Source organism: Novosphingobium naphthalenivorans NBRC 102051 (genome assembly GCF_001590985.1).
In the GTDB taxonomy this organism is placed as follows: Bacteria; Pseudomonadota; Alphaproteobacteria; order Sphingomonadales; family Sphingomonadaceae; genus Novosphingobium; species Novosphingobium naphthalenivorans.
In genome coordinates this window covers 1-12261 of sequence record NZ_BCTX01000105.1, presented here as the reverse complement: position 1 = coordinate 12261, position 12261 = coordinate 1, and the positions used below count along the sequence as shown (strand labels likewise).

Below are 12261 nucleotides of genomic sequence, written 5' to 3'. Positions count from 1 at the left end.
CCTTTTCCGGAAATGGCTGCAAGATGCAACCGAGGAGTGGATAGCGCGTTTCCGCGTCATTGTCTGCCCAGTTCCAAAGTTTGTCTGAGGGCACCACTTCAATCGGCGAACCTCGAACTGAAGTATCAAAGCCGTAAATCTGCTTCCTGTCCGCCTCCCCAGCCACAACAAATACATCAAGCGCGATAGCAGGATTGGCTTTGAATATGGCGGTCATCGCGCTTTGATATTGCCAAGCTCGATAGGGTTCTGACGCGAACTGAGCTTTGATATGCTCCGCCAGAGCATGCAGTTGATCATCCGCCTGACCCTCCGCATAACAGTAGCCGATTGCTTCTTGGGCGGCGTGGTCATTCATCGCGTTGCGATCAGACAGGTCGCAAGCGGATAAAATGTCGCGACCGGCTTGAATCAATTCGTTAGAAACTGTTTCGCCATCGGTCTTAGCACAATAGACAGCCATGTGAAAAATCTGGATGGCGACAACTTCGCCATCCTCAAGCGAAGCAATTAGCTTAAGTAACTTGGGAAGTTCAGCTTCGGGAAATTCTCGCACCGCGCCAGATGCAAGGCTACCAAAACGCCAAGACTCTAGCACCTTTTGTTCAATGGCGGTCCAAATCCGACCCAACCCGGCTTCGTCGAAGCCCGCCTGCATCTGAAAAAAGAAGAGGTGGGGCTGAAGCAATTCATTGACGAGGCTCTGATCCAAAATTCGTTCAACCAGAGCACGATCATGATCTTTGGCTTCGGCGATGAAACCTCCGAGTAAGGTTGCGTTGCGTTTGGTTCGATCGATCTGCTCGAATTCAGACACCATGGTTTGCCAAAGCTGCTCCCGGCTAGAGGATGCTTGAGCCAACCCACGACCGAACAAGGCCACTTCATATCCCTGCTCTATCGATAGCAGGTCTGGCAGGAGCGGATATAGAGCCTCGCCGTCATCAGCTGATGCCACACCTAATTCACGCGCTTTGTCCTGTGCTCGCTGGTAGCGATCAGTTGGTGATTCACTATCGTCAGTCGTGTCTACCAGATCGGCCGCGCGATGACCGGACAACACCCACGCCTGAATTTCGCTTGCTCTATCGGTGGGACGGAGCCTGAGTTCCAGTTCGGTAACATACTCCCGCAATTCCGGTGGCCAGCCCTCTACCCAGTATCTCTGCATATGCCGGATATTTCGCCACCCATCAATCCACGGGCCGTGATCGAGCATCATGTCGATGAAAGTATCATATTGCTCTCGGCTAGGTTCGTTCGTGAGCAGGTTGCTACTAGCGTCGGCGACTACCGGCCCAATCTCTGCCCGAATTAAATCATCTGAACACAACTCGTGCGCCAATCTCACGGCGTCGGCGTACCAGTTCCATTGGTCGCCATAGGTTTCTGGGCTCCATCCGAAATCGCGAGACCGGGCACCAAAATCGAAATTTGTCGTGGATGAAAAGTGTCCGCCATGAAGGAGCGCACGAAGGGCCAAGACTCCCGCCCGCCGAGTTTCAGGATTCCGACAGAGTTCATATGCCAGCGCCCGTCTTTGCTCTGGAGACGCATGGGTGCCAGACAGGTGGAGATGAAACAGTCCTTCAAATGCGTCACGTGCGCTGTTATGGTTTTCGTCAGGAGCTTCCGCCAACACAAACCGCGCTATCAATTGAGCGGAGCAAGCTCAACAACTGCCATCGTTCGCCAAAGACCGGGTTGAGGATGGCATCGCCACCTGGGGCATTTACTGCTTCGGCGATTCTCGTCAGCACCAAATCAGGCGCGACAGGTGCCAGATTTTGCAACAATTGCAGGCTGTGATCGGAGAATGACAGTAGATCCCCGAATGGACCATCAGACTGCAAAAATCGTGCGGTGATTTCACGCGCACGGTCGCTGTTGTGAAGATAACCGATGCGACGCGTAAATGACGTTGCCAATCGGGGTGTGAGCTTGGCAATGAACTGATCTATACGAGCATTCGAGAGCCGTTCGATAGCACTTTTTGCCAGTCGGTTGGCAATGGCTTGAGGCAGAACCGCCCTCCAAACTCCGCGTCTCTGGGCTACCTCCCTTTGTTCCAGTTGGACCGATGCCTCATACAAGGTCTCAACATCGGAGTTGCCACTCGTGGCAAGGATGGCCAATTCACTATCTGCATCGGTTTCTTCGCCATTGTATGAATAGACCAGCGCCAAGATTTCAGCCGACCGCAGCAAACCGTGATCCGGGTCATTGCGTTGACGAAAGATGCGCTCGAAAAGCTGACTATCGGTCAGTTGGCCAAGTGAATCACCTCGCTTGACCGTTTCAGCCAAAACCCTGGCAATGCGAAAGTTCCCTCCGCAAAACTCGGCAATACGGTTGCGATCCACTTCTGAAATATGGTCGAAGTTAAGTTTGAGCCATTGGGCGATGGTTTTTTCTGAACTAGCGCTCAGCCGAAACACTTCCGTGCGTTCTGGTTCGTCTCCCCGCACATCATACTCGACGGTCAATAAGCTGACTTGCGAGCCAGCCTTGGTGCAAATAACGGCGAGGTCTGAGTGCAGCTGCGGTTCGCAATTGTCGACAACCAAGATCGCGCGCTCACCAGCTTCCACTAGTGACTGCGCTAACTGTTTTGCACTTGGCGTCGGCGTTTCGTTGTAGTCAGTATAAATTGCTAGAGCTGGATCTAGCGCGCCCTTGCCGATCTCCTCCTCAAATAGTGCTTGGACAAAACGGGTTTTCCCAACGCCCGACACTCCGATCAAACGTGAGCTGGATCCGGGCCTGCGCAACTCATCGCGGATGATCGCAATGCCGTCCAGTATCGAATGCGGAACCTGCGATTTTGCACGGGCGTCAACCAGTGTCGCTTCGTCATCAAGCAGGAACTGGTTTGGCCCAGAAACCTTAGCCTCAAACCACCGGCCGATGGGCTCCCAGCCAGCCATTCCTCGCCCAGCCTTGTCTCGCACCCAAGATGCCACGCCCGGATATTGCTCGACCCACGTGGCCATTCGTTCGCGGTCATAGAAATCGATCAGCAACTGATCTTTGGTTGCCAGATCACCCAGCGCGTCACGCATTGCCTTGCGCCGGGCTTTTAGGCCCGTATCGGCGACTGTGCCGTGCGAACTAACAATCACATAGGCCCCGCCGGCCTCGGCCAGTTCAACGATCACTGGGCGAAGCTTACCCTTTGGTGCCATTTCCTCCAGTATGGCGCTTCTCGGCATATCGGATGCTTTGGCTTGAAATCCTAAAGGGAGGCGCTTGAGAAAGTCACCATCAAAATTGTTCTGTTCGGTTTCTGCCCTTACATCGATTCCGCCATCGGGGGCATTTTGATCGCCCCCGGCGGTCACGCCAGAAATTGGCTGTCCGCTTTTTTTTAACTCCGCAATCGTTAGTCGGGCAATCAACGTCCGCAGTTGCTTGTCATCTAGCGCCTTGATGTCATCACCTGTGATTTCAAACATATCCCCACCACTCTAGCATTTTCTTGGAATATGGCGTCGACCTGGAACCATTAAAGACATGAGCACGATACGGTAGATATTTTCGTTGCAAAATACTCCCTTTGGAACCCAACTGAAGGACTTGTATTCCGTTCGTCTTTTGGATCTAGTCAGAAATGCTTCAACTTCGGCGCCTCACGCTGCCGCACGGTCCATTGGACGTCAGTTGGTGGCAGGGCAATGACTGCGAACTGCTATTCTCAGCAGAATAAAAATCTTGCCTGACCGTTGCAGCAGATGTGCGGCCATAGCTGCCCAAACCAAACCATACCGAACGGTTACAGCCCCATCTGATGAACGTAATCAGGCGGCATGGCCGCCATCGTCCCCACCCGCCGCATTCGATCTGCGCCGCCTGCGCCCCGGGTTCGCCGTCTGGTGCTCACCGACGCGGACTACCAGCTATTTGAGGCAATCGACCGGCATGGCCCGCTCCCCTCTAACTATCTCTACACCTTCACCAAACACCTGCGCCGTGATCGCACCCACCTGCAGAACCGCCTGACTGAGTTCTACAACGGCGATGCCAGTGGTCCCTTTCTCACCCGCCCGCCCCAGCAGTTTGCCAGTTATCGCGCCCGATATCAGCATGTCGTCTATGACCTCAGCCGCCGCGCAAAGATGGTCCTTGCCGAACGCGGCACACTGACCAGCTATTCGCAGGCCCGTTGTGATCCATTCGTCCATCGGCTGATGAGCGCGTGCGTGGGTGCCTCACTGGAATTGACGGCTCCTGCGATTGGCCTGCGGTATATCCCCTTCCAGGAAATTCTTGACCATCCGCGATGCGGTGCTGCGCGGCTTGCTGCCAATCCCTTTGCCCTGCCGGTCAACGGTCATGGAAAAGACGCTGTCGTCCCCGATCTGGTCTTCGGCCTTGAATATCCTGGTGCTGGGTTCCGGTTCTTTGCCGTTGAGATTGACCGCAACACCGAGAGCATCGAGCGCCGAAATCTATCCCAGAGCTCGTTTGCGCGTAAGGTGGAGGGATATGTCGCAGCTCTCCGCGAGCAGCGGTATCGCGCGTGGTGGGGCCTGCCTAACCTGCATGTGCTGACCATCACCACCAATGCCACCCATGCCCGCAAACTGATTGAACACCTTCAGACCCGTGTTCCCCAGACGATGCACAATCATTTCGCGGTAACGACGGACACAACCTTCGGTACTGACTGGAGCGTACCCAGCGCGCCGCTGACCCATCTCTTGTCTGAGTCCTGGACTACCCCCAGCGGCTCACGGAACCTATCCGCCGTGTGAGGGTGGTTCTTCTGGTCAGTTGAGCCCACAGCATTTCTTGTACTTCTTGCCGGAGCCGCAGGGGCAGGGATCGTTCCTCCCCACTTTTGCGCGGCTGACCGGGCTGTGGCGGTTGGGATCGTTCTCCCGGCGCCATTCATGCAGCATCTCAACCCACATCGGAATCAGATCGGGCGCTTCCCGGTCCCACTGATCCTCCTCGTCGCGACTTATTCCCGACCGACCGTCATCAAGGGCCTTGAGTGCCATGAACCCGGCAAGCGCCGCCGTGGCACCAGGATCGCCACCGACGGCGATACGTTCCCACCCATCCGGCGCGAGGTCCATCGCCTGGCAAAATCCCTCTACCCACAGCTCCCACAGGGTTTCGCCGGTTTGCGTATCCTCCTCGAACACCGGCTCAAATGCACCGGGGCGATCAAGGGAGGCCAATGTGGTGTGGTAGTGGTGCATGATGAGATCGAGCGCGTGCTGAAACGATGCGGTATCGGCAAAATCTGGCGCCCCATCGCCATCTCCCCCACCCCATACGACTTTAAGCCACTGCCCCGGAAGAATCAGATCGGGGCTGACGATGACGCCCGCCAAAAAGCCGTCGAGCTGCGAGAGCAACATGCAATCATCAGGTTGATTGAGCAGCAGCTGGTCGAGTTCGTCGAGATAGGAATACAGCGAAGCCATGCCGTGACCGTAGCGCAGGGCGTGCCCGGCGTCATGACGTCATGGGTTTTGACATACGCAAAAAAATTTCGCCGGCGCATGGCAGAAGATGGCGAACCAGACCTGCAAATTTCGTAAAATACCGCACGGTTACAAGCAGTTGTGATGTGCATAAGAGGACGATCCTCACAAGCAGAGGATCGTTCCCATGACCATTCACAACGCCTTGTACTCCAGCGCCACCGACGAGTGGCCGACTCCCTTCGCCTTCTTCGCGGACCTCAACCGGGAGTTTCGCTTTACCCTCGATCCGTGCGCAACGAGGCAAAACGCCAAGTGCCCACGCCACTTCACCAAAGCCGAAGACGGCCTGGTTCAAGACTGGGGCCGCGAGACCGTGTTCTGCAATCCGCCCTATGGGCGCGCCATCAGCGCGTGGGTGAAGAAATGCCACCAAGCGGCACAGGCGGGGGCCACGGTCGTGCTCCTGATACCGTCGCGGACAGACACCCGGTATTTCCATGACTGGATATACGGCAAGGCGGAACTACGCTTCGTGCGCGGACGGCTCAAATTCGGCGATGGCAAACAGTCAGCGCCATTCCCGTCGCTCCTAGCGATCTTTCGGCCAAACCGCTCTGGAAGCAGCGCCGCCTAACCACTCCGCCAGTTACGGCACCGGGTTCACGGGCGAGAGCTTCCAGCCCGTATCCCACTTCTCTATGGCAAAGTGCTGCTGAAACTGCACATGCTTGCCCTTGAACCAAGCTCCACTGTCATTTTTCAGGGCGCAGGACGTGGCGTAGTTGTCGGAATCATCGGCAGTAGCCGTCACGGGCAAGATGAAGCTCACCTTGCCCATGGCGCCGCTCAGCATCACGTCCCCGATTATCGGCTTATCGAATGCGAACTTTTCGGTGCACGAATGATGCCCGAGAAATTGGTTTCCTCCGTACGAGTTCCATCCTCGATTCATGAAGTACGTGGCCAGGATATTGCCTGCTAGGTCCTCTCGTTCAGCCTCTGATAGCGACAGCGGCACGTTGGAAGCGCTTGCCGCTGGATCGTCCGCGCCATCGCCACCCGGTATCCCCGGTTTGGCAGTACAGGATGCCACGAGGACGCTCGCAAGAGCGGCTGAGAAAACGCGGCGCATGAGCTAGTCCTGCTTTGCTGGCGTGCAGTTGGCGACCATGTCATTGTCGCCTTTCCGGCAGGAAAAGCGCCCACGTGGTGTGTCTGCCATCCAACTCGCCACATGTTTGTGGTGGACGAAATTCGTGACTTTGACGTCTCGCTGATCGACATTGCCCTTTATGGCCTCGGCCGTGTTGTATGGGGCGGTGGCCATTGAGGTTTGCCGCACCGCACTCGTGCTCGTGGCCTTCATGATGCCGTAGCTGCTCCCAGCGCCCAACAGAGTCGGCGCCATAAGTGCGGCCGCGCAACCCGTTGTCAGAAACCCGCTACAGAGCAGAACAATCGCGGAAAACCTCATGCGCACCCCCACTCGTCGCGCACGCCGCACCGTTGGGCGTGAACAATATGGGGTATTTCGTTTAGAGGACGAGTCACTGGCGTCAGACCCCCAAATTAGGAGGGTAAGAACGTCGGGAGCCCAGGTTTGAATGCGGCTTCAACAACTCCATACGATGACTATTTTACCATGGGGATGTCAAGCACTTGCCATTTGATTGCAGGTAAACAATGGCCTAACGTGCCAATCAACTCAATGGGTGCAACGCATGAGCACCTAAAGAAGCGAACTCTATTTATGCAGGCCATCAACGATATTTAGAGTGTACCTATGCTTATTTCTGCTGTTTATATTATAAAGCCAGAAGCGTATAGTCAAAGAGATAAAATTCGCGGCGAATTGCGACGAGTATTCTCGATAAGATGTTTTCACACCTGCTGTATCGTGAGGCGAGATATAGAGCAGTTATACCCTGATATAAATTCACGACTTCTTATTATGTCAATATTTCATCTTAAAGGAATCTGCGAAGTCGGACGAATAGATGCCATTAGATCTTGGAAAGACGTGGTTCAATTTGTCGGAGAAAGCCCTTCGCCCAAAAATTGCTCACCGAATTCTATTAGAAGGCGCTTTGGTTTTGCTAAGGGGTTAACAATTTCAAACCAAACATATTTCCGCAATGGTGTACATGTCTCTCGGTCTTCCAAAGAGTGGCGTAGAGATGCGAAAATTCTATTCCTTTCAAGAAAATGTACTCGTAAGTAGGAATGATTATAGGGGATGATTATGGAGTTTATAAATAGACTCTTAAAATTCACCATAAGGTGGGTCGCTGAGAAAATAGACGTCAGTACTATTTTTGTAGATGACCTAATATCTCGTATATGTCGAATTTGGATGATGATAATCGCAATAGCGATATCTCTGACAGTTGTTATTGGCTGTATCGCTATAACATTGATATCTATAAACATATCGATAGGGCAATATTCCTCACCAACCCCTTTGGCGGGATATATTTCCACTCTCTTTAGGTTTTGCTTTCATCAGGTACCTTCGAGTCAGTTTTTAGCAGCGGCTTCCGTTGCTCAGCCGCTTCTTTTAGCATGTAGCCTGTTAATATTAGTCCATCCCGCGATCAAGATGGGGCTAGAGGCGGTGTCGCGCCATGATGAGCCTATCGTGGTTAACAGAAGTAGTAGTAAGCAGAGAAATCGTAGAATTAATGCGACAGAGCTTACGAAACAGTTCCAACATGCCGATGATATTTGCATGATATCGGGTGATTATAGCTGGTTCAAAGGGGATGGTGAAGAAGGACAGGCCGCCTTACAAGCCCTCGTAGATAAGATGAGTTCAGATTCAGCACATGTTTCTGTAATAACATACAAGAATCGTAATTCCGTTGCGCTACAATTATCAAATTTTGAAGAAAAAATAGTAAATGTTTTCCTTAAAAATTTAAAAGAAATGCCTCATTTGAATGGTCTGAAGATGACAATTATATCTAATCAAAGTTTTAAGACGCTGCATATGATTTGCCCCACATCTGATGGTCGTTCTGAGCAGAGAATTACAATAAAATCTCTCGATTACGGAAGAAAGATAATAGATTCTTTTCATCAACTATGTGCATCATAATGATATAATTGTATTAAACGACGCTATGACGCATGACATCACAACTTCGGAGGCCGCTATCTCAGGAAAGATCTTCGGCTTCGAAGGAGGGATTTTGCTGGTTCGTGAAGTGGGATTTGAAAATTATGTAAGTATCGAAAGAAATCGCCCAAAAAACTGGACGATTATTAAAAGTAGTGACGGGATTTGGTCATCAGTCAAGGATGCTGACGAGGCCTCAAGTGATCATTCTGCCAGTTCGGCGCATTTTGGGTATCACTACGATGGAGCATATTTACCTAAGCCGCCGCTTGTTTGCTCTCTTTACTGTATTGATTCCGGAAGAGGGGATACGCCAACTGCGTTCATCGACGCTCATGTCGCTGTGAATTCTCTATGTAAGCGATTGAGCCTAGAAGTGGAAGATTTAGAATTGCTCGACTGGACCTATATTGATCGGCACGGGAAATTAATTAACGCACCACTGGTGCAGTTGCATCCGTATTTAGACATACCGATTTTGCGCTTTGGTGAACAGAGCGGAATTCTCGCTTATAAGAGGGGTTCGTCAAAAAAGTTGGATATAGAATTGTCTCATATCTCAGATGCCATAAATAGTACATTATCCGAGCAAGAAAAGATTTTACAATATTGGAAAGACGGTGATTGGATGGTTTGGGATAATTGGCAGTTTTTACACGCCAGATTGGCTACGTCCTCCGATAGGAGGCGAAATCTTCGTAGAGTTTGGTATGATGTTAAATTCGATAGCTTTTGATTTTTTCCATATTACGTAATGTTTGACCACATTCTGCTCGCAATAGTCCGCTCCTCTTTGCCAATGGCGTTCGCATAAATGGCAGTGGTCTCGATGCGGGAATGGCCAAGCCATTTCTGCATCATGTTAAGCGGCACATTAGCTTCCGCGATACCAACGACGCCAAAAGCGTGACGAAGTGCCTTAGGGGCTGCGCAGGCTGTTGGGCAGCCTGCCAAGTCCATTGTTGCTTTAATGCGCTTCCACGCGGTGGTTCGGCTCCACTTCCACAAAACAATCTGCGGGTCGACTTGCCCCAAGCAGTGGATGGCAACGAGACGGTGAAGTAGAAAATCGGGCACGGGAACTTGCCGAAACACTCCCTTACGCCGCTTCTTGAGGCTCTCAATGACAATGATGCCGGCAGCCACATCGATATTGCTGGCGCGTAGTGCCAGCACTTCAGAAATGCGAGCACCAGTGAAGGCGAGGGTGAGGCAAAAGGTATCGATTGGTGGGGGTTGTCGCTTTGCCGCTTCGATGAAGCGTTGGCGTTCGTCTTTGGTCAGATATTTTCGATGTCCAGTAGAATCGTAGAGCATAGGCCTTGTGGGTTAAATGTTGTGCAGAGGCCATTGACTCGTAGAAGTTAACGAAACAATATACCCCATTCTGTTAAGTCATAGTAGCACGTGATATTTCTAAAGATGTGAATTTCCAATAAGAATGGAATCATCTTGAATGAATGCATTGATTGCCCGTGCCCTGAAAGCAATTGGTATTGCTTCTCTTTTGGCCATGTCATCAAGCGTACATGCGCGAGACACGTCTTGCGTATCTGACGCTGAGTTCGAGGCTCAGGTCGATGCTGACATTCGCGAGGGGCGCACATCCCTTGATGTAAAACGCTTCTCAGGGCGTGAGTTATGCTCCGGCAGGCCTATGGGCGAAAGGGCCCAGGAATTGTGGGATGCGGCATTTCCTGCGAAACGGGAAGCTCAGCTCTCCAAACAAGCATGGGTCATGGAGGAATCCCACCGGCTCCATGAAATTGCCGAACGCGACCGCCAAATCGAAGATCAGCGCAGGCGTGAACTGGATCGCCTGCAATATGAAGCTGCTGCTGCTCAAGCGCGGCGCGCAGCCGCAATAGCGCGTGCTGAAACGGCAGATGCGGGTTTAAGGGCTGCTCGTAAAGAAGCCCTATTGGCGCAGTTGCCCCCAGGAGAGCCGATTGAAGCGGCCGTGCTCTATGGCCCCACACGTGAATTCGACACTCAAGTCGATGAGACCATTCAGGCCGTCGTGGAAGCTCATCTGAGAGAAGACGCCAAGTCTTGGTGGTTTGACGATTACCGTCCTGGCAGTGTTTGGGGCGCCCAAGTAATCTCTAGAGATTATAGAACCAGCAGCTATGTCATTTTTGCCAACTTTTCGTATGAAGATGGGCGTAGGAGCTGGGTCAAGATAAAATATACAGCTGGTCAGTTTGACTGCATCGCGTTCAAGAATGAACCTAATAACTGCCGTGCAGTAGGAGACTCGCTCTCAAGCAGATTTGTCGTCACGTCGTTTCAGGGGCTATTTGCCAGCTATTTTGCCTCGAAACTCTGAGCGGATAATAACTTGACGCTCCATATGGGTGTTCCGCCTGATAATAGAATTATGTCGTAATATTTCGATCACTCCCTAATGTTTTATCTGGTTTTGAAATCTTTCATCCTTGCCGGGCAGGGCATGTTCGCCCAATTTCCACCAGTCACGCCTCCACTTTCTATGATGTAGTCGACGAATGTCATGGCCGCATGAATTGCATTTGCCTACATAGTGGAAGCCATCCCAGCGTACGGCTGACCGAATTGGATTGTGACTGTTGAACGTGCACAAGAGCACACGGCGTATTGCTTTGAGCATAGTCGTTCCCTCTTCCAGACGTGGAAGTTGATGAATGAAAAGTGTTATATTGCGGCACAGAGTCGTCGAACGACTTCGCGAGATACGTATACCTCCGTATACGAACATTGTGCAATGCAATATATTATTACGGCGACTGTTGCGTGTTTGATGCAAAATCAAACTTGTGATCGTTATGCTGTCTACCACAGGTATATTAACTAATTATTAGCCACTTTAATGCCGCATCGGTGGCGGAAATGCGTATGTTTTAATTGCGGAAATCTATGCATACCAACTGGGCGCTACCTAGCGGCTATTTCGTTCACTTCCTCGCCACTCATCGACGCGGGGCCTCCAATTACCAACAGGCAATCGCAGTTGCAGAGAATGTGGGCATGTACCACGCTTCGGCTTGCCAACACCTATGGGACAAGGACAATAAATAGAAAGGCGGCCCTAGGGCCACCAATTTCTGTATCTGTTCGTCCTACCACCCTTGGTTAGGCATCTATGCCGCAGAAAGGCCGTGCGAAGTGTCCGCCAGCTGCCAATAGGTCATGGCAAACGCAGCTGCGACAAAGACCGACATTCGGCGCATTTCGCCCTGCCATGCCCTGCGGCGGGACGGCACGCGGCGGCGAAGTGGCTCAAGCTGGCGCCCCACCGCTTCGGCAATGTCCTGCCAACTATTGGCACCGACCGAGGTGTAGCAGTGGCGCATATCGTCACGCGAAAAGACGGCAAGATCGATGGATCGGCTGTAGCATAGGTCGGCAATGGCTTTGTACAGCCGGTTGATGCGCGCTGACCGGCGCGGAAGCGTAGAAGGGTCTTCCAGCACCAAGGTGTGGGGATCATAGTGGTCGAGTAGCTTTGTTAGTCGGGCGAGGCAAACGGCGTTCTTGTCCTTGACCACATGCCGCGTCCCCCAATCTACCAGTGAGAACGGCCCAGACATTACCACAAAGCCAAACCCCCGCGAGGTTGCATGAAGGGCCATGATTGGCGGATGCATGCCCTTCATGTCGCATCGGGCGTTACCTTTGCTCGCGCGATAATGTCCCGGAGCAGTGCACGCTTTGCTTTGGTTCCGG

General features: G+C 52.3%; 11 protein-coding genes. 5 read left to right on the top strand and 6 right to left on the bottom strand.

Going from position 1 to position 12261, the window contains the following annotated elements:
• Together NN5_RS22085 and NN5_RS22080 are read right to left on the bottom strand one after the other, a co-directional pair.
• The coding region (locus NN5_RS22085; RefSeq protein ID WP_217998741.1) for a hypothetical protein at positions 1-1639 on the bottom strand (1639 nt) is incomplete at its 3' end.
• Positions 1623-3455, bottom strand: coding sequence for a hypothetical protein (locus NN5_RS22080; protein WP_067738337.1), 1833 nt, complete (start codon positions 3453-3455; stop codon positions 1623-1625). The genes NN5_RS22080 and NN5_RS22085, both read right to left, overlap by 17 nt.
• Positions 3456-3806: 351 nt before the next feature.
• On the opposite strand from NN5_RS22080, the gene NN5_RS22075 reads away from it, so the two are divergent.
• Positions 3807-4754 (top strand): replication-relaxation family protein, encoded by a 948-nt coding sequence (locus NN5_RS22075; protein ID WP_067738334.1) that lies wholly within the window; start codon positions 3807-3809, stop codon positions 4752-4754.
• A gap of 15 nt (positions 4755-4769) precedes the next feature.
• On the opposite strand, the gene NN5_RS22070 is transcribed toward NN5_RS22075, so the two are convergent.
• On the bottom strand, positions 4770-5435 hold the full coding sequence (locus tag NN5_RS22070) for a UPF0149 family protein (protein WP_067738331.1): 666 nt from the start codon (positions 5433-5435) through the stop codon (positions 4770-4772).
• 187 nt (positions 5436-5622) lie between these two features.
• On the opposite strand from NN5_RS22070, the gene NN5_RS22065 reads away from it, so the two are divergent.
• Positions 5623-6072, top strand: coding sequence for a DNA N-6-adenine-methyltransferase (locus NN5_RS22065; RefSeq protein ID WP_067738329.1), 450 nt, complete (start codon positions 5623-5625; stop codon positions 6070-6072).
• A 12-nt stretch (positions 6073-6084) separates the two neighbouring features.
• Here NN5_RS22065 and NN5_RS22060 read toward each other — a convergent pair whose 3' ends face one another.
• On the bottom strand, positions 6085-6570 hold the full coding sequence (locus NN5_RS22060) for a hypothetical protein (RefSeq protein ID WP_157081268.1): 486 nt from the start codon (positions 6568-6570) through the stop codon (positions 6085-6087).
• Positions 6571-7791: 1221 nt separating this feature from the next.
• Here NN5_RS22060 and NN5_RS26070 point away from each other — a divergent pair.
• Positions 7792-8535 carry a hypothetical protein gene (locus NN5_RS26070; RefSeq protein WP_157081267.1) on the top strand — a complete coding sequence of 248 codons (744 nt, stop codon included), beginning with the start codon at positions 7792-7794 and terminating at the stop codon, positions 8533-8535.
• 25 nt (positions 8536-8560) lie between these two features.
• Positions 8561-9292, top strand: a complete 732-nt coding sequence (locus tag NN5_RS25430; protein ID WP_084385104.1) for a TauD/TfdA family dioxygenase — start codon at positions 8561-8563, stop codon at positions 9290-9292.
• 11 nt (positions 9293-9303) lie between these two features.
• On the opposite strand, the gene NN5_RS22050 is transcribed toward NN5_RS25430, so the two are convergent.
• Entirely contained in the window at positions 9304-9873 is a 570-nt protein-coding gene (locus NN5_RS22050) for a tyrosine-type recombinase/integrase (protein WP_067738321.1), read from the bottom strand.
• A gap of 139 nt (positions 9874-10012) precedes the next feature.
• On the opposite strand from NN5_RS22050, the gene NN5_RS26065 reads away from it, so the two are divergent.
• Positions 10013-10885, top strand: a complete 873-nt coding sequence (locus tag NN5_RS26065) for a hypothetical protein (protein WP_157081266.1) — start codon at positions 10013-10015, stop codon at positions 10883-10885.
• Between the two features lie 790 nt (positions 10886-11675).
• Here the strand turns inward: NN5_RS26065 and NN5_RS22045 are convergent.
• A partial coding sequence (locus NN5_RS22045) for a hypothetical protein (protein ID WP_217998740.1) occupies positions 11676-12261 on the bottom strand: 586 nt, incomplete at its 5' end.